The sequence below is a fragment of the Micromonospora sp. NBRC 101691 genome (assembly GCF_030269285.1).
GTDB lineage: Bacteria > Actinomycetota > Actinomycetes > Mycobacteriales > Micromonosporaceae > Micromonospora > Micromonospora echinospora.
In genome coordinates this window covers 120,487-145,744 of sequence record NZ_BSTB01000017.1, presented here as the reverse complement: position 1 = coordinate 145,744, position 25,258 = coordinate 120,487, and the positions used below count along the sequence as shown (strand labels likewise).

General features: G+C 72.4%; 20 protein-coding genes and 1 riboswitch. Of the genes, 15 read left to right on the top strand and 5 right to left on the bottom strand.

Translation table 11 applies throughout. The annotated features are described in order from the left end of the window. Positions 1-19 precede the first annotated feature (19 nt). Entirely contained in the window at positions 20-1,195 is a 1,176-nt protein-coding gene (locus tag QSK20_RS23790; protein WP_285790826.1) for an FAD-dependent monooxygenase, read from the bottom strand. Positions 1,196-1,261: 66 nt separating this feature from the next. Here QSK20_RS23790 and QSK20_RS23785 point away from each other — a divergent pair, with 66 nt between their 5' ends. The 6 genes from QSK20_RS23785 to QSK20_RS23760 all read left to right on the top strand — a co-directional run bounded on the left by QSK20_RS23785 (position 1,262) and on the right by QSK20_RS23760 (position 6,178). Beyond that, on the top strand, positions 1,262-1,888 hold the full coding sequence (locus QSK20_RS23785) for a TetR/AcrR family transcriptional regulator (RefSeq protein ID WP_285790825.1): 627 nt from the start codon (positions 1,262-1,264) through the stop codon (positions 1,886-1,888). A gap of 152 nt (positions 1,889-2,040) precedes the next feature. Further along, positions 2,041-2,220: riboswitch (cobalamin riboswitch) on the top strand. 29 nt (positions 2,221-2,249) lie between these two features. Beyond that, positions 2,250-3,266, top strand: a complete 1,017-nt coding sequence (locus QSK20_RS23780) for an ABC transporter substrate-binding protein (RefSeq protein WP_285790824.1) — start codon at positions 2,250-2,252, stop codon at positions 3,264-3,266. 74 nt (positions 3,267-3,340) lie between these two features. Beyond that, entirely contained in the window at positions 3,341-4,333 is a 993-nt protein-coding gene (locus tag QSK20_RS23775) for a FecCD family ABC transporter permease (RefSeq protein WP_285790823.1), read from the top strand. Beyond that, positions 4,333-5,100 (top strand): ABC transporter ATP-binding protein, encoded by a 768-nt coding sequence (locus QSK20_RS23770; protein WP_285790822.1) that lies wholly within the window; start codon positions 4,333-4,335, stop codon positions 5,098-5,100. The genes QSK20_RS23775 and QSK20_RS23770 overlap by 1 nt, the downstream gene beginning before the upstream one ends. Next, on the top strand, positions 5,097-5,807 hold the full coding sequence (locus QSK20_RS23765; protein ID WP_285790821.1) for a (2Fe-2S) ferredoxin domain-containing protein: 711 nt from the start codon (positions 5,097-5,099) through the stop codon (positions 5,805-5,807). Before QSK20_RS23770 ends, QSK20_RS23765 begins: the two co-directional genes overlap by 4 nt. Positions 5,808-5,827: 20 nt before the next feature. Continuing rightward, positions 5,828-6,178: a hypothetical protein gene (locus tag QSK20_RS23760; protein WP_285790855.1), complete on the top strand. Its 351-nt coding sequence runs from the start codon at positions 5,828-5,830 to the stop codon at positions 6,176-6,178. 1 nt (position 6,179) lies between these two features. Here the strand turns inward: QSK20_RS23760 and QSK20_RS23755 are convergent, their stop codons facing one another. Further along, the gene (locus QSK20_RS23755; protein WP_285790820.1) at positions 6,180-6,824 is read right to left on the bottom strand and encodes a TetR family transcriptional regulator; all 645 of its coding nucleotides are present in this window, start codon (positions 6,822-6,824) and stop codon (positions 6,180-6,182) included. A gap of 113 nt (positions 6,825-6,937) precedes the next feature. On the opposite strand from QSK20_RS23755, the gene QSK20_RS23750 reads away from it, so the two are divergent. The 4 genes from QSK20_RS23750 (at position 6,938) to QSK20_RS23735 (ending at position 10,278) form a co-directional block, all read left to right on the top strand. Further along, positions 6,938-7,828, top strand: a complete 891-nt coding sequence (locus QSK20_RS23750; protein ID WP_285790819.1) for a Vgb family protein — start codon at positions 6,938-6,940, stop codon at positions 7,826-7,828. A gap of 80 nt (positions 7,829-7,908) precedes the next feature. Beyond that, a complete protein-coding gene (locus QSK20_RS23745) occupies positions 7,909-8,583 on the top strand; it encodes a DUF5701 family protein (RefSeq protein WP_285790818.1) in 675 nt (224 codons plus the stop codon). After that, positions 8,580-9,335, top strand: coding sequence for a nucleotidyltransferase domain-containing protein (locus tag QSK20_RS23740; protein WP_285790817.1), 756 nt, complete (start codon positions 8,580-8,582; stop codon positions 9,333-9,335). Before QSK20_RS23745 ends, QSK20_RS23740 begins: the two co-directional genes overlap by 4 nt. 43 nt (positions 9,336-9,378) lie before the next feature. Next, positions 9,379-10,278, top strand: a complete 900-nt coding sequence (locus QSK20_RS23735) for a pentapeptide repeat-containing protein (RefSeq protein ID WP_285790816.1) — start codon at positions 9,379-9,381, stop codon at positions 10,276-10,278. A 151-nt stretch (positions 10,279-10,429) separates the two neighbouring features. Here the strand turns inward: QSK20_RS23735 and QSK20_RS23730 are convergent, their stop codons facing one another. The 3 genes from QSK20_RS23730 to QSK20_RS23720 all read right to left on the bottom strand — a co-directional run bounded on the left by QSK20_RS23730 (position 10,430) and on the right by QSK20_RS23720 (position 18,309). Further along, complete coding sequence (locus tag QSK20_RS23730; protein WP_285790815.1) at positions 10,430-12,544, bottom strand: glycoside hydrolase family 99 protein; 2,115 nt, start codon at positions 12,542-12,544, stop codon at positions 10,430-10,432. A gap of 131 nt (positions 12,545-12,675) precedes the next feature. Beyond that, positions 12,676-16,041, bottom strand: a complete 3,366-nt coding sequence (locus QSK20_RS23725) for a CARDB domain-containing protein (protein ID WP_285790814.1) — start codon at positions 16,039-16,041, stop codon at positions 12,676-12,678. Between the two features lie 306 nt (positions 16,042-16,347). Further along, the gene (locus tag QSK20_RS23720; RefSeq protein ID WP_285790813.1) at positions 16,348-18,309 is read right to left on the bottom strand and encodes a glycosyl hydrolase family 28-related protein; all 1,962 of its coding nucleotides are present in this window, start codon (positions 18,307-18,309) and stop codon (positions 16,348-16,350) included. Positions 18,310-18,723: 414 nt separating this feature from the next. Between QSK20_RS23720 and QSK20_RS23715 the strand changes: the two genes are divergently transcribed. From QSK20_RS23715 to QSK20_RS23695, 5 genes are all read left to right on the top strand, one after another. Then, positions 18,724-19,725: a LacI family DNA-binding transcriptional regulator gene (locus QSK20_RS23715; RefSeq protein WP_088985934.1), complete on the top strand. Its 1,002-nt coding sequence runs from the start codon at positions 18,724-18,726 to the stop codon at positions 19,723-19,725. 517 nt (positions 19,726-20,242) lie between these two features. Then, positions 20,243-21,622, top strand: a complete 1,380-nt coding sequence (locus QSK20_RS23710) for an ABC transporter substrate-binding protein (RefSeq protein WP_285790812.1) — start codon at positions 20,243-20,245, stop codon at positions 21,620-21,622. Between the two features lie 83 nt (positions 21,623-21,705). After that, entirely contained in the window at positions 21,706-22,668 is a 963-nt protein-coding gene (locus tag QSK20_RS23705) for a carbohydrate ABC transporter permease (RefSeq protein ID WP_285790811.1), read from the top strand. Positions 22,669-22,676: 8 nt separating this feature from the next. Continuing rightward, the gene (locus tag QSK20_RS23700; protein WP_285790810.1) at positions 22,677-23,564 is read left to right on the top strand and encodes a carbohydrate ABC transporter permease; all 888 of its coding nucleotides are present in this window, start codon (positions 22,677-22,679) and stop codon (positions 23,562-23,564) included. Between the two features lie 32 nt (positions 23,565-23,596). Then, on the top strand, positions 23,597-25,240 hold the full coding sequence (locus QSK20_RS23695; RefSeq protein WP_285790809.1) for a glycoside hydrolase family 13 protein: 1,644 nt from the start codon (positions 23,597-23,599) through the stop codon (positions 25,238-25,240). The last annotated feature ends 18 nt before the right edge of the window (positions 25,241-25,258 follow it).

Here is a 25,258-nt window from a genome sequence, read left to right as displayed (position 1 = left end):
GGGCGGCGGCGGTGGCGGGTCACACCCGGGTGCGGGTGTCGACCGGGGGACGCCAGCGGGCGTAGCCGAGCATCGGGCGCAGCGCCACGCCCGGCGGCACCAGCCGGGTCAGCGTGTCCCGCACCGTGATCGCCGCCGGGCTGCGCAGGTACTGACCGAAGCGTCCGAGCCGGTACGACGCGCGGGCCATCTCCTGGGTGCGCGGGCGGCGGTCCCGGTCGTACGCCGCCAGGGCGGTGGCCGGGTCCGGTGCCGCCGCGCAGTGGTGGCCGAGGACGGCGGCGTCCTCGAGTGCCATGGCGGCACCCTGACCCAGGTGCGGCGTCATCGCGTGGGCGGCGTCGCCGAGCAGCGCCACCCGGCCCCGCGCGTAGCTGGGCAGCGGCGTGGCGAGGTGGTACACGTCGTGGCGGAGCACCCGCTCGGGCGCGGTGACGGCGAGCAGCTCCGGGATCGGGGCGTGCCAGGACCCGAAGATCCGGCGTACCTCGGCCAGCTCGTCGCCGGCCCGCTCCCCGGGCGGGCAGGTGATGCCGCCGAACCAGAAGACCCGGTCCCCGCCGAGCGGCACCATGCCGAACTCCGTCCCCGGCCCCCAGGTGACCGACGCCGGCACCGGCGCCGGCCACTCGACCACCGCCCGCCAGGCGGTGGTGCCGGCGTACGCCGGTGGCGGGGTGTCCGGCCAGAGGCAGCCCCGTACGACGCTGCGCAACCCGTCCGCCCCGACCACCAGGTCGGCGCGGAGGGTCCGCGTCACCCCGGCCCGGCGCACGTCGACCTCGGCTCCGTGGTCGTCACCGCGAACCGCCCGCACCTCCGCGCCGCCGTGCAGGGTGTCCGCCGGCAGCGCCTCCCGCAGGATGCGGTGCAGGTCGACCCGGTGGACCCCGAGCGTGGTGGTGCCCAGCCGGCGTGCCATGTCGGCGCTGTCCATCCGGGACAGCCAGCGGCCGGTGGGGGTGCGCAGCCCGCCGGTCGGTCCGACCCGGCCGGCGGCGCGGACCCGGTCACCGAGGCCGAGGGCGTCGAGCGCGCGCAGCGCGTTGGCCATCATGGTGAGCCCGGCACCCACCTCGCCGGGTTCCGCGGCCCGTTCCAGGACGGTCACCCGCCACCCGGCCCGAAGCAGTCCGACCGCCGTGGCGAGGCCGCCGATGCCACCACCGACCACCACCGCCTGAGAACCTCTCACGCCCGCCATCCTTCTACAGGTGTAGAAGGCCATACTACGGCGGACGGACCACCAGGGAGGGGCACAGTGACGGGCCGGGCAAAACGGGTTGAACTGCTGGCGGACGCGGCCATCACGCTGATCGCCGAGCGGGGGATGCGCGGGCTCACCCACCGCGCGGTCGACGCCCGAGCCGAAATGCCGGCCGGCACCACATCGGCGTACCTGCGGACCCGCCGGGCCCTGGTGGAGGCGGTGGTGCAGCGCCTGGTCGACCTGAACCGCGTCGACTTCGCCGCCCGCCGGCTGCCGGTCGACGCACCCGCCGGAGAACGGCCACCGCTCACCCCGGCGGACCTCGACCGCCTCGCCACCGGCATCGCCGCGCTCTTCGACACCTGGCTCAGCACCGGCCGGGACCGGGTCCTGGCCCGGTACTCCTGCCAACTGGAGGCCACCCACCACCACGGGCTGCGGCAGATCCTCGAACACGGCACCGTCATGCGGGAACAGGCCCGCGACATCCTCGCCCGAGCCGGCGCGGCGAACCCGGACCGGCAGGGCGACCAGTTCCTCGCCTTCGTCGACGGCCTGCTCTTCGACCGGCTGGTCGGCACCGGCGGGCTGAGCGCACCCATCCCCGGCACCGAGGAGAGCCGCGCCGACCTGCGCGACGCCATCCGCAGCCTGCTCCGCGCGCTGACCGGCCGCTGATCCGCAACGGACGCCCGCCCGGCCGCCTGCCCGTCGGGACGCCCTGCCGCCACCTGGGCGGCGTCCGCTGGGGCATCCGGTCGTCGGCTGTGGACCGATATGTCGATCATCTTCGTGGCGTTCGTCACCGTGACACCCCGGCGGGCCAGCGGCTAGGGTGACGCTGCCGTGGTGCTCGGGAAGCCGGTGAGATACCGGCGCGGCCCTCGCCACTGTTATCGGGAAGTCCGCGACCCTCGTCGTCAAAGAGGCCACTGGGCGTACGCCTGGGAAGGCCGGTCACGGACGCACCACCCGTAAGCCAGGAGACCGGCCACGGCACTGTGACGAACCGTCCACGAGGTGCTGGAAGGCGATCCCGATGCGCGAGCGTGCTGTCTGGTCCACCCTGTCCCGGCGTGCCGCCGCGCCGCTGACCGTTCTGGTCCTCCTGCTCGGAGGCTGTGGTGCGGCGGACGACGACCCCGCGACCGCCCCGGCGTCGGCCGCCCCGGTCAGCGTGACCAACTGCGGCACGCCGGTCACCGTGGCCGCGCCGCCGAAACGGGCGGTGACGTTGAACCAGCCGGCCACCGAGATCATGCTGGCCCTGGGCCTGGCCGACCGGATGGCCGGGACTGCGTACCTGGACGACGCGATCCTGCCCGAGTACGCCGACGCGTACGCCACGGTGCCGGTGCTGGCCAAGGAGTACCCGGCCCGGGAGAAGCTGCTGGAGGCGGAACCGGACTTCGTCTACGGCTCCTTCCAGAGCGCCTTCGGTGACGAGGGGGCCGGTGACCGGGCCGAACTGGCGAAACTCGGCGTCGGCTCGTACCTCTCCCCGGCCGGCTGCCCGGCACCGCACCGGCCGGCGAAGCTCACCACCGACCACGTGTTCACCGAGATCCGCGACATCGCGGCCATCTTCGGTGTCCCCGAGCGGGCCGAGAAGCTCATCGCCGACCAGCGGACCCGGCTCGCCGCCGCGGCGGACCGGATCGACGACGCCGCGAAGCTCTCCGTGCTCTGGTGGGACGCGGGCACCGACGCCCCGAGCGTGGGGGCCTGCTGCGGCGGCCCGGGCATGATCATGTCGGCGGTCGGCGTCACCAACGCCTTCGCCGACCTGACCGGAGCGTGGGCCGACAGCGGTTGGGAGACGGTCGCCGACCGCGACCCCGACGTCATCGTGCTGGTCGACGCGACCTGGGACACCGCCGCCGCGAAGCGGACCTTCCTGACCGGCCACGCCACCCTGCGGCACCTCGGGGCGGTGGCGGGCCAGCGGTTCGTGGTCATCCCCTTCTCGTCCACCTCCGCCGGGGTGCGGCTCGTGCTCGGTGTCGAGGCGCTCGCCGACGGCGTCGCCGGGCTCGGCGAGGGGACCGGACGCTGACCACCGCCACCGTCCCGACCGTCCCCGCCCCGGCCGGGGTCCGGCCCCGCCACCCGGCCGGGGCGGCCCTGCTGGTGGGCGGGCTGCTGGTGGCGCTGGTGGCCTCGATCGGCGCGGCGGTCACCGTCGGACCGGCCGACATCTCGATCCGTACCGTGTGGACGGTGGTCGGCGACCGGCTGGGCCTGGTCCACTCCGACGTGCCGCTGCTGCGCGAGCACATCGTCTGGCGGCTGCGGCTGCCCCGGGTGCTCGGCGCGGCGGTGGTCGGGGCGGGACTGGCGGCGGTCGGCGCGGTGATGCAGACCGTCACCCGCAACCCGCTGGCCGACCCGTACCTGCTCGGGGTCTCCTCCGGGGCGTCGCTCGGCGCGGTCGCGGTCCTCGTCGTCGGGCTCGGCGGCGGGATCGCCTCGCTGACCGGCGGCGCGCTGGCCGGCGCGCTCGCCGCGTTCCTGGCGGTGATCGCGGTGGCCGGCCTGCGCGGCGCCCTGGATCCCACCCGGGTGGTGCTCGCCGGGGTGGCCGTCGCCCAGCTCTGCGCCGCCGCGACCTCGTTCGTCATCATCTGGGTCGCCGAACCGCACGCCACCCAGAGCATCACCTTCTGGCTCTCCGGCTCGATGGCCCGGGTCGACTGGTCGGCGCTGGCCTGGGCCACCCCGATCCTGGTGGCGGTGCTCGCCCTGGTGGCGGTGTACGCCCGGCTGCTCAACGCGTTCGCCTTCGGCGAGGACGCCGCCGCCGCCCTGGGCGTGCCGGTCAGCCGGGTCCGCTGGCTGCTGCTGGTGGCGACCGCCCTGCTCACCGCCGTGCTGGTCGCGATCAGCGGGGCGATCGGCTTCGTCGGGTTGATCCTGCCGCACGCCGTCCGGTTCCTCACCGGGGCGGACCACCGGCGGCTGCTGCCCGCCGTGGTGCTGGCCGGCGCGATCTTCCTGGTCTGGGTGGACACCGCCGCGCGGACCCTCTTCGCGCCCCGGGAACTACCGGTGGGTGTGCTGACCGCACTGCTCGGCGTGCCCGCGTTCGTGGTGCTGCTGCACCGGCGGAGGGCGCGCGGCTGATGCTGGACGTCACCGGTGTGTCCTGGACCGTCGCGGCCCGACGGATCCTCGACGACGTCACCTGCGCGGTCCCGTCGGGCAGCCTGGTCGGACTGCTCGGACCGAACGGCTGCGGCAAGACCACCCTGCTGCGGATCGTCGCCCGGCTCACCGCCGCCGACCGCGGGCGGGTCGTCGTCGACGGCGACGACCTCGCCACCCTCTCCCGGTCCACGCTGGCGCGTCGGACCGCGCTGCTCGCCCAGCACGCCGACACCGACCTCGACCTCACCGTCGCCCAGGTGGTGCTGCTCGGCCGCATCCCGCACCGCCGTTCGCTCTGGTCGGACACCGCCGCCGACCGGGAGGCGTCGGCCGAGGCGCTGGCCCGGGTCGACCTGGCCGGGTACGCCGACCGTCGCTGGCACACCCTCTCCGGTGGCGAACGGCAGCGGGTGCAACTGGCCCGCGCGCTGGCCCAGCAGCCCCGGCTGTTGCTGCTCGACGAACCCACCAACCACCTCGACATCGGCCACCAGTTGCACCTGCTGCACCTGGTCCGCCGCTCCGGGGTCACCACGCTCGCCGCGCTGCACGACCTGAACCTCGCCGCGATGTTCTGCGACAGCGTGGTCGTCCTGGCCGGCGGGCGGGTGGTCGCCACCGGCCCACCCGCCGAGGTGCTCACCCCCGGGCTGCTCGCCGAGGTGTACGGCGTCCGGGCCGACGTGGCGGCGCACCCGGTCACCGGCCGGCCCACCATCACCTACCACCCGCCGCCGTCATGACCCACGTGCTGCTGGTGGCCCGCGCGGTCGTCCACGTCGGCGGTCAGGACACCGTGCACCGGCTCGCCGACGAGGTCGCGGCAGCGCTCGGCGTGCCGGTGGCCGCGTGCTTCCTGGACGGCGCGGCCCCGTCCCTGCACGCCGCGCTGGACGCGGCCGTGGCCGCCGGCGTCGACGAGGTGCTGCTGGTGCCGACCCACCTGCCACCCGACCGGTACCTGGAGACCTGGATCCGCCGCGCCCACGCGCACTGGGCCGCCGGGCACGACGACCCGCCCCGCGTCTCGGTCAGCGCGCCCCTGGCCGACCAGCCCGCCCTGGTCGGCGCGATCACCGAGGCGGTGACCGGCCCGCGCCAGCCGCTCGGCGGCACGCCCGGTCCGTTCCGCAGCCCGGCGTGGTCGCACATCACCCCGCACCGGCACCACGTGCTGGTCTGCCGGGGCCCGCGCTGCACCGCGTACGGCGCCAACGAGGTGGCCGAACGGCTCACCCGGGGGCTGGCCGCGCACGGCCTGGGCGACCAGGACGCGCTCGTCACCGCGACCGGCTGTCTCTTCCCCTGCAACCTGGGCCCGCTCGTGGTGGTCCACCCGGACGACGTCTGGTACGAGCGGGTGGACCCGGATCTCGCCGGGCGGATCGCCGAGGAACACCTGGGACGGGGACGGCCCGTCGACGACCGACGCCCGAGGAGTCGACCATGACCGATCCGTCCGGCTGCCTGGTGACCGTGTGCCGGGACTGCTGCTGCGGCAGCGCGCGCAAGCATCCGTCGGTCGACCACGACGCGCAACTGCGCCGGCTGCGGGCCGGCCTGCCCGCGCCGCACCGGCTGCGGGTCAGCGCCTGCCTCGACCTGTGCGCACAGTCCAACCTGGTGGTCGTGCACCCCGCGCCGAAGGCCCGGCGGGCCGGCGCGCGGCCGGTCTGGTTCGGCCTGGTCCTCGACGACGAGGTGGTGGACGACATCACCCGGTGGGTCCGGGCCGGCGGGCCGGGGGTGGCGCCGCTCTCCGCCGCCCTCGAACTGTCGGTGGTCGCGCCCGGGCTGCCCGAGCCGGGCCGCCGCCGTTGACTCAGCGGGCGGGTCGGACGGCGTAGTCGCCGAGGGCGGGTTCCAGCGTGGCGAAGGCCGTCCGGGTGCAGGCGGCGACGCGCCGCGCGATGTCGTCGTCGGCGTGCCCGTCGAGGGTGAGGCGCAGGGTCTCCTCCAGCAGCAGCCGCAGGACACCGCCGAGCTGGGCGGCCACGACACGCGGGAGGAAGTCGTCGGGTGCCGCGCCGGTCTCCTCGGCGAGCGCGCGGGCCAGGGCCCGCTCACGGTCGTCGTGGAACTCGCGCAGCCGGGCGACCAGCGCGGGGCTGCCGGTGACCATCCGGGCGAACTCCGGCCCGGAGAATCCGATGACCGGGTCGTGCGCGGCCACGGCGGCCAGGTAGGACCGGCGCAGCGCGGCCAGGGCCGACTCCCCGGGCGCCCGGTCGCGGACGGTGGTGGCCGGCCCGTCGACGAACGCGTCCCGCAGGTCGAGGGCGAGATCCTCCTTGCGGGGGAAGTAGTTGGTGACCGTCATCTTGGCCACCTGGGCCGCAGCGGCCACCTCGGCGATCGTGACGTTGTCGAAGCCGCGCTCCAGGAACAGCCGGGTGGCGTGCTGCGAGATGGTGTCCCTGGTGATGCGCTTCTTCCGGGCTCGCAGCCCGGTCGCCTCTCCGCTCATGGCGTCATCGTACTGAGGTCGATACCAAATTTATAGTTGACATATTTTTTGGTTGGGTCTAGGTTCGTCCCCTGTCCGGAGCGACGGGCCGTCCACGACCAGGAGGAGCCACTGTGCGCAGCGTGACCATCGACGAGTTCCCGGTGTCCGAGCCGGACGCCGGGCCGTACGCGCTCGTCACCGGCCCGGACGGCGCGCTCTGGTTCACCCTGGTCCACCGGGGTGGGATCGGCCGCCTCGTCCCCGGGGAGGCGCCGACCGTCCATCCACTCGACCCGGACTGCGGCCCGACGACGATCACCTCGGGACCGGACGGCGCCCTGTGGTTCACCGAGTACCGGGCCGACCGCATCGGGCGGATCACCACCGACGGCGCGGTGACCGAGTTTCCCGCCACCCCCGGCTGGGGGCCGTACGGCATCGCCGCCGGGCCCGACGGCGCGCTCTGGTTCACGGCGACCGCCGCCGACCGGATCGGCCGGATCACCACCGACGGCCGGGTCACCGAGTTCCCGCTCCCGACCACCGGTGCCTTTCCCTCCATGATCGTCGCTGGCGGCGACGGCGGTATGTGGTTCACCCTCAACCAGGCCAACGCCGTCGGCCGCATCGGCATGGACGGGTCGGTCACCCTGCGCCCCCTGCCGACTCCCGCCGCCGCGCCGGTCGGGATCACCGTCGCCCCGGACGGCGTCCTCTGGTTCGTCGAGATCGGCGCCGGTCAGCTCGGACGGATCGCGCCCGGCGGCGAGGTCGAGGAGATCCCGCTGCCCGACCGGACCGCCCGCCCGCACGCCGTCACCACCGACCGCACCGGTGCCCCGTGGTTCACCGAATGGGGCGCCAACCGGGTCGGCACCGTCACCCGTGACGGCACCGTCGTCGTCCACGACCTGCCCACGCCGGGCTCCGAACCGCACGGCATCACCTGCGGTCCGGACGGGGCGTTGTGGGTGGCGCTGGAGATCGGCGCGCTGGCCCGGGTCGCCCCCGTCCCCGTCTGACCGCCCCGTCCCAGTTCCGCCCGCCCGCGAACCCGGCCCACCGTCGGATCGTCCCGACCGGCCCCTTCCGAGAGGACCCCATGACCCAACAGCCCTCCCACGACCCGGGCACCGAGTTCGACCGGCAGGTCCGTACCCTCCTCGACCTCGACTACCCGGCCCTGGCCGGTCTCGCCCCGGAACGGTTCGCGGACTCGCTCGCCCCCCTGCGCGAGGTCGCCGTCGGCCACGGCGACACCCCGCCGGACCCGGAGGCCGGTCGGGTGCCGTTCCTGCTCGTGGTCACCCGTCAGCTCGCGCCGATCGAGCAGACCATGCCGCGCACCACGCTGTCCGGCGGACGTAAGCCGGGATTCGTCGACGGGTCCTTCGAGCCGGGCTCCCTGGAACGCTTCGTCGCCACCGCCGGCACGCTCCTGCCCGACCGGGACGCCTACCTCCTGCTCGACGTGGAACGCGGCGAGGAGTTCTGCGACGTCGTACCCAACGACGCGATGGACACCATCGCCGGGCGGGGACGGACCCTGCTCACCATCGAGGAGGGGATCGCCCTGATCACCCACTTCCCGCAGGTGCTGGTGAAGAACAAGTGCTTCTCCCTCGGCGGCTCCCGCTCGGGTGACCGCCGGGTGCCGGCGATCTGGATCAGTCAGCGGTCGCCCAAGCTCGGCTGGTGCTGGGCGGGCAACCCGCACACCTGGCTGGGGATGGCCTCCGCCGGCGCGCGCCGGGCCGCCGGCACGAACGACGGATGAGCCACGACACCGCCACCCGCGTCGCGGTGGACGAGCTCACCGCGTCGATCGTCACCGCGCTCGGCACCGGGCTGCGATCGGTGATCCTGCACGGGTCCCTGGCCACCGGTGACTTCCGGCCGGGCCGCAGCGACGTCGACGTCCTCGCCGTCGTCGCGGACGGCCTGACCGACCGGCAGGCCGACAACCTGGAGGAGGTGGTGCGCCGCGCCCGCCTCGGCGACGCGACCGGTGTGGACCTGCACGTGGTCACCGCCGACGTCGCCGGCACGCCGACCCGGAACCCGCCGCTGGAACTGCACGTCGGCCGCTACGACCACACCTCGGTCGGCGTCGAGGTGGCCCGCCGGGTGCCCGCCGACCCGGACCTGCCGGCCGAGTTCTCCACGGCCCGCGCACACGGGCGGTCGCAGTACGGCGCCGGGGCCGGCGAGGTCCTCGGGCCGGTGCCGCCCGGCTGGCTGCACGAGCGCGGTCGGCACTGGCTGACCACCTGGCGGTCGCTCACCGACGACGTGGAGAACGCCACGTTCATGGTGTTCACCGCCGCCCGGATCTGGCGGTTCGCGGTGGAGGGCACGCACTGCGGGAAGACGCGGGCGGCCCACTGGGCGCTGGCCCGGGACCCGTCCCTGACCGTGCTCCGCGAGGCGCTGCACCACGACGAGGTCGACCCGGCCGCCCCGGTCGGCGAGGAGGGCATGCTCCGGTTGTTCGACACCGTGCTGCGGCAGATCGCGCCGCCCCGGTGACCGTCGGCGGCGCTGCCGTCCGGGCCGGATAGGCTTGCCTGCCGTGCCCACCGACCGCAGCCCCAGGCCCACCGCCCTGCCCCGCGCGGCGGACCTGCGGGCGGACTGCGCGCGGTGCTTCGGGCTCTGCTGCTACGTGCCGGCGTTCGCCGCGTCCGCCGACTTCGCCGTCGACAAGCCCGCCGGCACACCCTGCCCGAACCTGGGGGACGACTTCCGCTGCGGCATCCACGACCGGCTGCGGGACCGGGGCTTTCCCGGCTGCACCGTCTTCGACTGCTTCGGGGCGGGACAACAGCTCGCCCAGGTCACCTTCGGCGGTCGGGACTGGCGGGCCCACCCCGAGCTGGCCGAACCGGTGCGTGCCGTCTTCCCGGTGCTGCGCGCCCTGCACGAGCTGCTCTGGTACGTCACCGCGGCGGTCGCGCTGCGTCCCGGCGACCCGCTCGACGGCGAGCTGCTACAGGTGGGGGAGCGGCTCACCGCCCACACCCGGCTGGGCCCGGACGAGCTGCGCGCGGTCGACGTGGACACCCTGCGCGGGGAGGTCAACCCGGTGCTGACCCGGGCCAGCACCCAGGTGCGGTCCCGGAGCGGCCGACCGGGGCGTGACCACCGGGGCGCGGACCTGGTCGGGGCGGACCTGCGCCGGGCTGACCTGCGGGCGGCGAACCTGCGCGGGGCGTACCTCGTCGGGGCGGACCTGCGGGGCGTGGACCTGCGCCTGGCCGACCTGACCGGTGCCGACCTGCGCGGTGCCGACCTGCGCGGCGCGGACCTGACCGGCAGCATCTTCCTCACCCGCGCCCAGCTCGACGCCGCCCGGGGGGACGCCGGGACGCAGGTGCCGGTGTCGCTCGGCCGCCCGGCGCACTGGTCGCCGACCCCGGTCACCATCGCCCGACGCCCCGCCGGCGGCCGGCGCGGCCCCGCCGCGAGGTAGCAGGGGTCCCCTGTTCATCAAAAAGCGACTGCAGGGGGCCCCTGCTACCACCCGGGCCGGCGGTGGGCGGACGGCGATGGGCGGCGGTGGGCGGACGGCGGTGGGCGGACGGCGGTGGGCGGTGTCGGTGGAGCGGTGGGGGCGGTCGCGGTCAGGTGGCGTACACCTCCAGTCGGGAGAGCTGCCCGGCGGGCCACCCGGTGTTGCCGGTGACCTGGATCCGGACGTACCGGGTCGTGGTCGCGGCGACGGCGACGCCCACCTGGTTGCCGGCCGCGGGGTCGAAGACCCGGGCGGCCGGCGCGACGATCGTGCGCCAGGCGCTGCCGTCGCTGCTGGCCAGGACGGACAGGGTCTGGGTCCGGGTCGACCAGGCGGTCGAGGGCGGCAGCCCGAGCACCAGCCGGCCGACCGACGTGGCGGCGCCGAGGTCGACCTGCACCCACTGCGGGAACGCGCCCCCGGCGCTCTCCCAGTAGCTGTGGGCGTCGCCGTCGACGACGTGTCCGCTGACGTACCCCTGGCTGTGGCTGCTGGTCGCGGTCGGTCGGCCCCGGGCCAGGTCGGTTGTCGGCGGGGCGGTGGTGGTCGCGTACACCTCGACGTGGGCGAGCTGCGCCGCCGGCCACGCGGTGTTGCCGGTGACCGTCACCCTGAGGTGCCGGACGGTGGTCGTCGGCACGGTGACGGTCGCGGTGTTGCCGGTCGCCGGGTCGAACCGGACCCCGGCCGGCGCGGCGAGCGTGGTGAAGGTCGAGCCGTCGGTGCTGCCCTGCACCGACAGGGTCTGGGTACGGGCCTCCCAGCCGGCCGGCAGGGCGAGCACGACCCGGGACACCGGGTGGCCGGTGCCGAGGTCGACCTGCCACCACTGGGGGAAAAGACCGTTGGTTGCCTCCCAGTAGCTGTTCCGGTCGCCGTCGACCGCGTTGCCGGCGACGAACGGACCGTTCTGGCTGCTGGCGCTGGTCGGCCGACCGGCGGCCAGGTTGCCGCCGGGCGGCGGTGGGCCGCCGACCACGGGCGGGGTCGGCCGGACCGGGGTGAGGGCGAGTTGGCCCTTGAGCATCCGGCCGCCGTCGGCGGTGATGCGCAGGTAGTAGTCGGCGGAGCATCCGGTGCCGTCCTCGTCGAGTGAGCGGATGCCCGCCCCGGCCGGCGTGGTCGCCTGCGTCTCGGTGGTCTTGGCGATCTGGTTGCCCTCGTTGTACTCGTCGAACATCGAGACGTAGAGGCCCTGCGCGCCGAGGCGCACCATGTTGTAGAGGTGCCGCCAGTAGAAGTCGCCGTGCCGGCGGTGCCCGGCCGACAGGTCGCCCGGCATCACGCAGGGCTGGTAGTCGATGCCGTGCGCGGCGCAGTCGGCCAGGTCGGGGACGTTGACGTTGGTGTGGAACCAGTCGAGCCCGTCCAGGGTGCCGGTACGCCCGACCATCCACGGGGAGAGCATGTGGAAGGCGTGGTAGACCTCGGAGAAGCCCGGCCGCGAGTCGTTGATGCCCTGTCGCCAGTAGGTGGGCACGCCGCCGATGACGTAGCAGCCCCGCGCCTTGAACCACTGCACGACGTCGAGGCAGGGAGCCGGGGCGAACGGGCGGCCGTCGTCGTTGAACCCGAAGCCCCAGATGCAGACGACCGGCTTGCCGTTCTGCCGGGCGTACGCCGGGGAGGCGGTGTGCGCCGACATCTTCGTCGTCCAGTCCTCCTTGATCTGGGACTGCATCGCCGTCCAGCTGGTGACGTCGTACATGATGTAGAACTTGCGGCCGTGCCGTTCGGCCGCGTCGCGGACCTTGACCGCCATGGCGTCCCGGGTGGGTCCCTCGTCGCCGAACGGGTTGAACCGCTGCAACGCGGCGGTGTCGCAGCCGTGGTCCCGCATCCAGCGGAAGTGGGTGTCGACGGTCTGCTGGTCGTAGGAGGAGAAGAGCCGCGCCGGCTGCCCGTTGCCGAGCGCCGGGTAGGCGGTGGGGTAGCCGTTGGTGTACTCCCGCATGTCGGGCCAGGACACGATGGTCGTGTTGCCCGGTGACGGCGGCTGGAAGCGGTCCCGGCTCCAGTGCCACCAGCCGCCGATCGGCGCGCTGTCGCCCGGGCAGCTGAACCAGCCCTGGTAGCCGACGGTGATCTTGCCGACGACGTCGCCCGGCGGGCTCGCCGCGGCGGCCGGCGGGGTGTCTCCCCGCACCAGGTCGTCGGGGGACACGGCGGCGAGCGCGGTGCCGGCCGCGACGGATCCGATGAGCGTACGGCGAGAGAGTCCCATGGTGATCCCTCCTCGTGGGGGATGACGAGAGTCGACGGTGGGCGGGTGACCCGACCGGGGTCCTCCGGGGCGGCCCTCCGGGATGCCGCCGCCGCTCACGGATCGGCGACATCCCGGAGGGGCACTGGGTCTCAGCCGCCCGTGATGGCGAAGGTCGAGCCCGGCTGCCGGACGATGTCGCCGTCGGCGGAGTTGGTGATGGTGACGTTGGTCAGCGTGGCGTTGCCCCGGGCGCCGCTCATCGCCAGGATGCCGGCGCCGTGGTTCGACTTGTCGATCTTCACGTTGGTGATGGCGACGTTCGGCATGTTGCCGCCGCCGGTCTTGAACTGGATGCCGTCGTAGGTGGAGTCGTGGATCTCGGTGTCCCGGATGGTGACGCCGGGGATGTCACTGCCCGCCGCGAAGAGGGTGATCGCCCCGAACTCCTGGTCCTCGTTCCAGAACACACCGCCGCACCGGTACAGCCCGTTGTTGGCGACCAGAGTGGTGCCGGAGAAGGGCAGCGGACTGTGGTCGGTCGCCAGCATGATGCCCGGGTAGTTCATCGTGTCGTGGATCAGGTTGTTCTCGATCGTGTTGCCGGAGCCGCCGTAGATCGCGATGCCGTTGGCCCGCCAGGGGAGTTGGACGGTGTTGTTGACGAACCGGTTGTTCCGGGCGACGTCGGCCGTGGCGTCCTTGACGCGGGGGTTGGCCCAGACCGCCAGGGCGTCGTCGCCGGTGGTGCGGAACGTCGAGTTGAACACCCGGGAGTTGCGGGTGCCGTTGGAGAAGTTGACGCCGTCGGCGTAGGTGTTGCGGATCCGCATGCCGGAGAAGTCGAGGCCGTCGCCGGGGTTCCAGTACGCGGGGGTGTCCGAGTAGTCGCGGCCGACCCAGGCACCGACGTTGACGTGCTCGATCCACACGTTGCTGATCTTCGTGTTCCGGCCGAACCGGCCGTTGAGCCCGTGCCCACGGTGGGCCCGGTTGGTCGTCATGCCGAAGATCGCGATGTCGGAGATCTGGGTGTTGTCGTCGATGTCGAAGCCGACGTTGCCCTCGTGCGGGTGGTTGATGTTGCCCACCACGTTCTGCGGCTCGGTCTGCGTGTAGAGCTGGGCGTGCCACATGCCGGCGCCGCGGATCGTGACGTTGCGGATGCCCTGCTGGTTGTACTGCCCCCGGGTCGGGTCCGGCGAGAGGATCTTCTGCTCCTGCCGCCACTGCCCGGCCGGGATCCAGACGCAGGCGATGACGCCGTTCTGGTCGTCGGTCACGGCCCGTTGGATGGCGGCGGAGTCGTCGACGCCGTCGTCGGGCACCGCGCCGTAGGCCGTGATCGAGGTGCACTCGGCCGGTTTGCTGGCCGGGGGCGCCACCTGCTCCAGGTTGATCAGGTCGATGACGTAGAACGACGCCGTGTCGGTCGCGTCCCGCTGGAGCTTGAACCGGGTGCCGGCCGGGTAGGAGCGCGCCAGCAGCGCGTGTGACTCGTCGAAGAGCCGCCGGGCGTCGGCCTGGGGCGTGTTCGTCAGCGACTCGGTGTCGTCGGTGGTGCCGTAGAGCCAACTGTGCCGCGACGAGAGGGTCACCTTCTGGACGAAGACGTCGTTGACGTAGAGGCTGATGGTGGCGTTGATGCCGCCGCCGTTCGGGGCGTCGGGGATGGAGTTGCGCACCACGATCGAGTTGGCCTGGTTGGTCGAGGTGAACTCGACGAACTGCCCGGTGTTGTTCAGTCGCACCGACCTGCGCCCCGACGACTCGGTGCCGAAGTTGGTGTGCCCGAAGGTGCGCAGCGGGTCGGCCTCGACCAGGGTGCCCTGGTAGCGGGCGGCCTCGGCCTCGTACTCGACCCACGGCGTCGCCGCGCCCCGCCCGACCACGATCGTCCGGGAGAACCCGTTGTTGGACTCGTTGGTCTCGGCGACGGCGTTGGTGGCGTCGGCGGTGGCGGTGACGGTGGCCCCGCCGGCGGTGGCGGTCCACTGGCCGCTCATCGCCACGTTCACCGTCGCCCCGGCGGCCACCGTGGACGTGGTGGTGTTCAGCGTGGTGCCACCCACCACGAGTCGGGTGACGGTGGCGGCGGTCGTCGCGGTGGTGCCCCGGTTGCGTACCGACACGGTGAACGTGACCGCCGCTCCCACCGCCGGGTTCGACGGGTTGGTGGCGATGCCGACGACCTGGAGGTCGGGGCCGGGCGCCTGGGTGACGACCAGCGGCGTGGCGGCGGTGAAGCTGTTGTTGTCGTTGTTCTGCTCGGGAACCGTGTTGGTCGGGTCGACCACCGACGAGACGGTGTGGCTGCCCATCGGCTGCGTGCCGACGTTCGCCGAGACGGTGGCCGAGGCGCCGGCGGCGAGCCCGCCGACCGGGGCGCTGCCCACCACCGTGCCGCCGATCCGGAAGTCCACCCGGGTCGCGCCCGCGGCGGCGGTTCCCGCGTTCCGGACCGTGGCGGACAGGGTGACCGGGGTGGTCTCGTTCACCGAGGTCGGGCTCCAGCTCGTCGCGGTGACCACCAGGTCCGGATTCGGCGCCCACGCGCCCAGCACCTGGAGGTCGGCGACCTGCCCACCGGGCGCGCCGGTGTTGCCGAGGAACCGCAGCTGCACGTCGGCGATCCGACCGGTGACCGGGATCGTCACGGAGTTCTGGTTGCCGGACGGGCTGAAGGCGTAGTCGGCCGCCGCCTTCAGCGAGGTGAAACCGCTGCCCGCGGTGGCCCGGCCCAGGATCTGGAGGTTCTGGGTACGGGGTCCCCAGACCGGGTCCGGGTTGAGTTTGACCACGACCGCCGTGACGTCGGCGTCGGCGCCCAGCTTCACCGTCAGCGTGGCCGGGAACCCGGCGGACTCCCAGTACGAGGTGGGGCTGGTGTCGTTGGCGTTGGCCGCGACGAAGGTGAAGACCGACGACGACGCCTCGATCGGCTTGCCACCGGCCAGGTTCGTGCCGACCGGCGGGTCGACGGGTCCACCGCCGCCGTCCACGCCGTAGATCTCGAACTCGGAGATCTGGGCGGCGGGCCAACCGGTGTTGCCGGTGACGTGCAGCCGTACGTACCGGACGGTCGCGGCGGTGAAGTCGATGGTGACGGTGTTGCCCGAGGCCGGGTTGAAGACCCGTCCGGCGGACGCGGAGAGGGTGCTGAAGGTGCTGCCGTTGGTGCTGCCCTGCACGGCGAGGGTCTGTGTCCGGGCGCCCCACTCGGCCAGCGGCGGCAGCTTGAGCCGCACCTGGTCGACGGCGACGCTGCTACCCAGGTCGACCTGCACCCACTGGGGGAAGGCGTGGGACGGGCTCTCCCAGTAGGTGTGCGGGTTTCCGTCGGCGACGTTGGCCGCGACGTAGGGGCCGTTGGCGCCGCTCGCCGAGGTCGCCTTACCGGTGGAGAGGTTGGGGCCGCCGGCGGCGAGCGCCGGGCTGGGCGAGATCGCCATCGTGGCGGCCAGGCCGGCGGCGAGGAGACCGCCGACCAGCCGTCGACTGTGCTTCTTCCGTTTCATGACGCCCTTTCGCGGGGGAGTACGACGGAGCGTGGTGCCGAGGCCGTGAACCCCGGGGCCGGGGTCGGTGCGCGGGTGTGCGGATCCGGGGGAGGGGTGGCGGTGGGGCCAGCACGGGCCGGGGCGGCATGGTCCACGATTGTTTCGCTGATAGACGCGCAGACTTACGTCAGTCTGTCGACTTCTTTCAGCTCGATGGCCCTCAATGTTTCAGATGTACTACCGGTTCGTCAACGGTTCCGGCGGCCGGCCGGACAGCGAACGGCCCCGGTGCCGGACGACGTCCGGCACCGGGGCCGCCCGCGCTCACCAGGCGGCGGGGGGTGGGGGCGCCACGACCGGTGGCCGGTCGTCGCAGGTGATCGTGTTCGGCAGTTGCCACGGGGCGAGCCATCCGCCGTCGTTGCCGCCGAGGTCGGTCAGGCCGAACTCGGATCCGGCGGGGGTGAAGTGGAAGGAGCCGCAGTTGTTGACGCCGACCGCTCCCACGTTCCGCGCGTCGACGTTGCGGAACGACGCCGAGCCCGCCGTGCGGGCGCTCACCACGGAGGTTCCCGCCCCGTCGACCCGGATGTCGGAGAAGTGCACGTTCGTGATCGCGTACCGGTCCTTCACCGCCCACTCGCTGACCAGCATGACGGCGTTGTAGGTGTTGTCCAGGTAGTGGTCGCCGACCACCTGGATGTCGGCGTCGATGCTGCGGTCCAGGGCGTAGAGCCAGATGGCCCCGAGGCCGATCTTCCAGTTCAGCTCGTAGGTGCCGGCCCGGACGGTGGTGTTGTTCCTGATCCACAGGTGGCCGGTGAAGGGCTCCGCGCCGAACCGGGCGCCGACCTGGATGGCACTGCCCTCGCGGACCGGATCGGCGATCAGGTTGCCCGAGACGGTGTTGTCCGTGCCGCCGTAGACGGCGATGCCGTTGGCCAGGACCGGTGACTGGACGGTGTTGCGGTCGATCGTGTTGCCGGCGTTGCCGACCTTCTCGGACCACATGGCGATCGCGTCGTCACCGGTGTTGCGGACGAAGTTGTTCCGCACCACGGAATTCGTGACGCCGGTGTGGAAGTTCAGGCCGTCGGCGATCTGGTCGACGATGATGTTGTCGGTGACCCGCAGGTTGGTCATCGGTCCGTCGAACCACAGCCCCACCTTGGTGTGGCGCAGGTGGAGGCCGTCGATGCTGGAGTCGCTCATCGCGCCGCCGACGCCGTTGACCTGGTCGGTGTCGATCCGCTCCCGGACGTCGCCCTCGATCGCGAAGCCGGAGAGGTGGACGTTGCGGCTGCCACCTTCGGAGGCTGGTCTGCCGTAGAAGCCGACCCCGGTGTGCACCGAGCCGTCGGGGGCCGGGGTGTCGAGCGTGACCTCCCGTCCCCGGACCACGGTGTGCCAGTTGCCGGCCCCGACGATGGTGACGTCGTCGACGATGATGTGGCGGTTCACCTGGTAGGTCCCCGGCGGCAGGTAGACCGGGAGCTTCGTGCGACGGGCGAGGGCGATCGCCCGGTCGATGGCGTCGGCGGAGTCCCGCCGGCCGGTGGGGTCCGCACCGAACAGCAGGACGTTCGCCGCGACCGGCAGGACGCGGGGCGGGCCGACCAGTTCCGAGTCGAGCAGGTCGATGACCGTCCACGGGGCGACGCTCCGCGCCGGCACCGCGAGCCGCAGCACGCTGCCCGCCGGGTACGTCCGGTCCAGCCGCAGGCGCTGCTCGTCGTAGAAGTGGTGCGGACGGAACGGCTTGGTGATCGTCGGCGCGGGGGTGGTGGCCGCCGGCACACAGGAGCACTCGGTGATCCACCAGTCGGGGTGCAGCAGGTCGGCGGTGGGGTCGTTGGAGAACGGGTACTGGTTGTACAGCCAGGCGTACTCCGAGGTGAGCGTCATGGTCCGGATCGGCCGGCGACCGACCGAGACGTCCAGCGGCGCGGTGATGCCGCCGCCGGTGGGCGCGTCCGGGATGCTGTAGCGCACGGTGACGGCGTTGGTCGCGGCCGGCAGGGTGAACTCGACGAACTGGCCGGGCGCCAGGCTGACCGCCCGGCGACCGGAGGCCTCCGAGGCCAGGGTGTACGCCGCACGGTCCGGGCCGATCGGTGTGCCGTTCGTCCGGGCGTGTTCCGCCTCCTGTTCCACGAAGCGGACGTCGGCGCCCCGCCCCGCCAGGAGAGCCGGGTCGAGAGCTGCCCGGGTGACCACCGGGACCGGCCGCGTGGGGGAGCCCCCTGCCTGGGCCGCCCCGGCCCCGCCGGTCACGGTGACGGCCATGACCGCTGCCAGGGCCGTCGCCAGTGCCGCTCCGACGGGTCGCCGGCGTGCCGGTCCGCCCGGCCGCCGTGTGCTGGTTCGAGACATCGCGTGTATCCGTTCTCCTGAGGACCCGGCGACCGTCATCGACGCCGCAGGCGGTCCCCGTCGTGCCGCGGTGGATGTCAGAAGCGAGGCGGGATAATTGCGGGGATGTTATTTCGATGGGCTGTCAATCTTCAAGCACACTCTTGTGCGGCAATTGCAGGACCGGGCGCCCGGCCGTGGGGCGACGGCGCGGCCTGCGTCGCGCCAGGCGGGCTGCCGGCCCCTGGTCCGGTCACCGGCGTGGCCGGCTTCCCGCCCGACCGCCTTTGACGTGACACGTCAGCAGGCAGCCCATTTCTTGCAGAGCCGGTGCAGTACCATCGCGGCGTGACGAAGCGACTGACCGAGGTGGCGCGGAAGGCCGGCGTCAGCGAGGCCACCGTCAGCCGGGTGCTCAACGGTCGTGGTGGCGTCTCCGAGGCGACCCGCACCGCGGTGCTGACCGCCCTGGACGTGCTGGGCTACGAGCGGCCGACGAAGCTGCGCGGGGAGCGTGCCCGGCTGGTCGGGCTGGTGCTCCCGGAGTTGCAGAATCCGATCTTCCCGGCGCTCGCCGAGGTGGTGACCGGGTCGCTGGCCCAGCGCGGCTACACCCCGGCGCTGTGCGCCCGGACGATCGGTGGCGTCTCCGAGGCCGACTACGTCGAGATGCTGCTGGACCACCAGGTCTCCGGGGTCATCTTCGCCGGCGGGTCGTACGCGTTGGCCGACGCCCCGCACGAGCACTACCGGCGGCTGACCGACCGGGGTCTGCCGGTGGTGCTGGTCAACGCGGGGGTGGACGAGCTGAGCTTCCCCCGGGTCTCGACCGACGACGCGGTCGCGGTGGAGCAGGCGTACGGGCACCTGCGGTCGCTGGGGCACAGCCGGATCGGCATGGTGCTGGGCCCGGAGGGGCACGTGCCCTCCCGGCGCAAGCTGGACGCGATGGTCCGGGCCGCGAACTGGGCCGACGACCGGGAGTGCGTCGAGCGGTCCAGTTTCTCCCTGGAGGGGGCGCGCGTCGCCGCGAGCCGGTTGATCGAGCGTGGCGTGACCGGCATCATCTGCGCCAGCGACGTGCTGGCCCTCGGCGCGATCCGGGCCGCCCGGCGGTCGGGTCGCGCGGTGCCGGCCGAGGTGTCGGTGGTGGGCTTCGACGACTCCGCGTTCATGACCTGCACCGACCCGCCGTTGACCACCGTGCGGCAGCCGATCGAGACGATGGGGCAGGCCGCGGTGGACCTGCTGGTCACCCAGATCGAGGGGGCCGGCGTGCTGCACGACGAGTTGCTGTTCGAGCCCGAGCTGGTGGTACGGGGTTCCACCGCGCCCGCCCCGGGTCGCTGACCGCCCTCCGGCCGTCCGGTCGCCCCGTCGCCGGGTGACCGGACGGCCGTCGTGTTCCCGCCGTCGACCTCCGCGCGGACCAGAGGCTGACCCGCCGACCACAGCCCTGCACCCGTCCGCCGCCGTCGATCATGGACTTCGGGCGCCACTCAAACGTCACGATCGGCACGAGTCGGGCACCACGACTCCATGATCGACGGGTTGTCGGTTGTACGGCGGGTCGGCGGGGTGGCGTGTTCCGGTGGGGCGAGGGGCTGATCGCGAGTGTCGCGTTGGGCCACTTTGGAGGGGTGACAAGATCAAGTCCGGGTCTGTTGTTTCTGGGTCGTGTCCTTTCAAGGTTCAGTCGACACCTTGCTGAAATTAGTCCACCTCGTTACAGTGGCCCCACTCACACCTGACACCACCCAGCTCCAGGGCCTGGTCACCCGGCGGGAAGCAGCAGAGCCCGGTCACGGGGCGATCCGGTGGATCGGCGACGGTCACGGAGCCTCACGTTCCCCGAAGGGATGGACAGATGTCCGTACCGCAGTACCGGAAGGTCGCGGCGTTGACGCTCGCGGCCGGCCTGGGGCTCGGCCTCACGGCATGTTCCACGAAGAGCGACGACTCGGACGCGACCGCCGGCGGCAAGGTCACCATCACCGTCGACTGCCAGCCGGTCGGCTCGCAGAAGGAGCTGTTGAAGAACTGGAACGACGACGTCGCCGAGTTCCAGCGGCAGAACCCGGACATCGTCATCAAGAGCGTGAGCGTCGGCGAGCAGTGCAACAACCCGCCGGACTTCACCGCCCGCCTGGCCGGCGGCACGGTGACCGACGTGTTCTACGGGTACATGACCGACCTCCAGCAGGTGCTCGACTCCGGTCAGGCGATGGACATCACCGAGTACGCCACCAAGGACTCGATCCCGACCTGGGACAGCGTCGACCCGGCGCTGAAGGCGGCGTTCACCGACGGCGGCAAGCTCTACGCCGTCCCGGTGAAGAACTACTCGATGGGGCTGGTCTACAACAAGGTCCTGTTCCAGCAGGCCGGGCTGGACGTGAACAACCCGCCGAAGACGTGGCCCGAGGTCCGGGACGCGGCCAAGAAGATCTCCGCCCTCGGCAACGGCGTCGCCGGCTACGCCGAGTACAGCGCCGGCAACACCGGCGGCTGGCACTTCACCGCCCTGCTCTACTCGCAGGGCGGCCGGGTGCTGACCGAGGACGGCAAGAAGGCCGACTTCAACAACGCGGCCGGCAAGCAGGTCCTGCAGAACCTCAAGGACATGCGGTACGGCGACAACAGCATGGGCGCCCGCCAGCTGTTGCAGTGGGGTGACCTGCTCACCAACGCCGGCGCGGGCAAGGTCGGCATGTTCGTCGGCGCGCCGGACGCCACCCAGGCGATCGTCAGCCAGTTCCAGGGCAAGTTCCAGGACTGGGCGATGGGCCCGCTGCCCGGCCAGGACGGGCAGGCCAAGGGGACGCTCGGCGGTGGCGAGGGCTACTTCTTCAAGAAGGGCCTCACCCCCGAGCAGGTCGAGGCCGGTCTCAAGTGGATCGCGTACCAGAAGCTGACGCCGGGCAAGGGCCAGTTCGACTACGTCCGGGCCAAGCCGCAGAACTACCCGGTCGGCCTGCCCCAGCCGCTGCTGTTCACCAACGGCAGCGAGGCCCAGAAGCAGGAACTCGAACTGCGCAAGGCGAACGCGAACGTGGACACCGCGAACTTCGCGGTGTTCGAGGCGAACCCGGTCCCGATCAGGGGCGAGCCCCGGAACGCGCAGGCGATCTACGCGGTCCTCGACGCCGCGATGTCCGGGGTGCTGACGAACCCGGACGCGAACATCGACGACCTGCTCAAGACGGCCGAAGACAAGGTCAACAAGCTCCTCGCCGCCGAGGGCTGATCCGCGACGCGGGGGCCGGTCAACCGGCCCCCGCACCCTCCGCGCCGCACCGTCGGTGTCACAGACTCAGGCAGGGAGTTGCCTTGGCGATCACCACCGTCCCGGGGACCAGGAGAGAACCGGGTCGCCCCGCACCGCCGTACCCGTCGGGGCCACGGCGGGCCAGTCTCGGCCGGAAGGTACGCGACAACCTCACCGGGCACGCGTTCCTGATCGGCGCGGTGATCTGCTTCGCGTTCTTCTCCTGGTACCCGATGATCCGCGGCGTCGTGATGAGCTTCCAGCGCACCCGGCGCGGCGTCACCACCTGGGTCGGCTGGGACAACTACGAACGCATCCTCGCCGACCCCAGCTTCTGGGCGGCCTGGAAGAACACGTTCACCTTCACGGTTCTCGCGCTCGTCCTCGGGTACGCGGTGCCGTTCTTCGTGGCGATCCTGCTCAACGAGTTCCGCCACGCCAAGGGGTACCTGCGGATCCTGGTCTACCTGCCGGTGATGCTGCCGCCGGCCTCGGCGCTCTTCCTCTTCAAGTTCTACGCCTACGACCCCAGCGACGCGGGCCTGTTCAACTCGATCCTCACGGCGCTGCACCTGCCCACGTCGCAGTGGATGCAGAGCGCCGAGATGACGATGCCGGCGATGGTGATCGCATCGACCTGGATGAACATGGGCGGCGCGGTCCTGATCTACCTGGCCGCGTTGCAGAACATCCCCGGCGAACTCTACGAGGCGGCCGAACTCGACGGCGCGGGGATCTGGCGGCGGATCCGCCACGTGACGATCCCGCAGACCCGGCTGATCCTCGCGCTGCTCGCGATGCTCCAGATCGTCGCCACCATGCAGTTCTTCGTCGAGCCGCTGATCCTCGCCAACGGCACCGGCACCCAGGACTCCGCGACCTCGGTGGCGTACCTCATCTACCAGCACGGGTTCTTCCAGAACGACCTGAACGGCGCGGCGGCGCTCGGCGTGATCATGCTCGTGGTGCTGGCCGGCTTCTCCGCCGCCTACCTGCGGCTGACCGCGAAGCAGGACCAGGACTGAGGCGGACGATGGCACACGACACCGGGACCCGGACCCTCATCTCCCACGCCCAGCTCCGGCGGGGGCGGGGCAGGATCCTCTACTGGACGCTGCTCGCCGTCGTCGTGGTGGGGTTCACGCTCGTCTTCCTCGGGCCGCTCTACTGGATGGTCACCGGCGCGCTCAAGTCCGGCCAGGAGATCGCGCAGACGCCGCCCTCACTGTTCCCGAAGGACCCCCAGCTCGCGAACTACGCCGACGCGTGGCACCACCTGGATCTCGCCAAGCTGCTGTTCAACACGTTCTACTACGCGGCCGGCGCGCTGGTCTTCCAGGTCGTCCTCGACACCGCCGCGGCGTACGCGCTGTCGAAGCTCCGACCGGTCCTCGGCAACCTGATCCTCGGGATGATGCTGGCCACGCTGATGATCCCGGCGATGGTCCTCATCGTCCCGCAGTACGTGACCGTGATCGACCTGCCGATCCTGGGCGTCAACCTGCTCGACTCGCCGTTCGCCATCTGGCTGCCCGCGGTGGCGAACGCGTTCAACATCTTCCTGCTGAAACGGTTCTTCGACTCCATTCCGGAGGAGCTGATGGCCGCGGCCCTGATGGACGGCGCGACGCCGCTGCGCACGCTGTGGTCGATCATCCTGCCGATGTCGCGTCCGATCCTCGGAGTGGTCTCGATCTTCGCCGTCACGGCGGTCTGGAAGGACTTCCTGTGGCCGAAACTGGTCATGCCGTCGCCCGAGACCCGGACGGTAAGCGTCGGCATCTACGCCTTCTCGGGTGGCACGCCCATGAACGTGGTGATCGCCGCATCGGTGATCGCCGCGATCCCGACCGTCCTGGTCTTCCTGGTCTTCCAGCGGAACATCATGTCCGGTCTGACCACGGGCAGCCTCAAGGGCTGACCCACTCCGACGACGCAGAAAGCAGGGTGCTCGTGACCACAGCAGACGGTAGTCCGTGGTGGCGTGGAGCGGTGATCTACCAGGTGTACCCACGGAGCTTCGCCGACGGCGACGGCGACGGCATCGGCGACGTCGCCGGGATCCGCTCCCGACTGGACCACCTCGCCGCGCTCGGCGTCGACGCGATCTGGTTCAGCCCCTGGTACCCCTCGCCGATGGCCGACGCCGGCTACGACGTGGCCGACTACCGCGACATCGACCCGGTCTTCGGCACCCTGGCCGAGGTGGAGGCGCTGATCGCGGAGGCGCACGCGCGCGGCATCCGGACCATCGTCGACGTGGTGCCGAACCACTGCTCCGACGCGCACCCCTGGTTCCAGGCGGCCCTCGCCGGCGGGCCGGGCGCGCCCGAGCGGGACCTGTTCTGGTTCCGCCCCGGCCGGGGCCCGAACGGCGACCAGCGGCCCACCGACTGGGTGGGCGAGTTCGGCGGCGAGACCTGGACCCGGACCACCGACCCCGACGGCACCCCCGGCGACTGGTATCTCCACCTGTTCACCGCCGAGCAGCCGGACTTCAACTGGGACCACCCGGCGGTGCGGGCGGAGTTCGAGGACATCCTGCGGTTCTGGTTCGACCGGGGCGTGGACGGCATCCGGATCGACTCGGCCGGACTGCTGGTCAAGGACGGGACGCTGCCGGAGACCCGACCGGACCAGCCGCACCCGTTCCGCGACCAGGACGGGGTGCACGAGATCTACCGCGCCTGGCGGCGGATCGCCGACGAGTACCCCGGCGACCGGGCGCTCATCGGTGAGGTGTGGATGCCGGACCGGCAGCGGTTCGCCAACTACCTGCGCCCGGACGAACTGCACGCGGCGTTCAACTTCGACTTCCTCGGCTGTGCCTGGGACGCCGCCGCGATGCGGGAGAGTATCGACGGCACGTTGAGCGCGCACGCCCTGGTCGGCGCGCCCGCCACCTGGGTGCTCTCCAACCACGACGTGACCCGGCACGTCACCCGCTACGGCCGGGCGGACACCCGGTTCAGCTTCGCCACCAAGCGCGAGGGCACCCCCACCGACCTGGAACTGGGCACCCGCCGGGCGCGGGCCGCCGCGCTGCTCTCGCTGTCGCTGCCCGGCGCGGCCTACGTCTACCAGGGCGAGGAGCTGGGTCTCTACGAGGTCGAGGACATCCCGTACGCGCTGCGTCAGGACCCGATGTGGGAACGCTCCGGTCGGGTCGACCCCGGTCGGGACGGCTGCCGGGTGCCGCTGCCGTGGGCCGGCGACGAGCCGCCGTTCGGGTTCAGCCCGGACGGGGCGGCGGCGCCCTGGCTGCCCCAGCCGGCGGACTGGAAGGACCGGACGGTCCAGGCGCAGACCGGCGACCCGAACTCGATGCTGGAGCTGTACCGGGCGGCGATCCGGGCCCGGCGGGCCGAACCGGCGCTCGGCGACGGCGAGTTGAGCTGGCTGCCCGCCCCGGACGGGGTGCTCGCCTTCCGCCGCGGCGGGGGTTTCCGCTGCCTGGTCAACCTCTCCGACGCGCCGGTCCCGATCCCCGCCGACGGGGAGATGGTGCTGGCCAGCGGGCCGCTCGACCACGGTCTGCTGCCCCCGGACACCGCCGTCTGGCTGCGTACCGCTTCGCCGGGGTCCGCCCCGAGTTGACCGTCCGGCTGCCGGTGG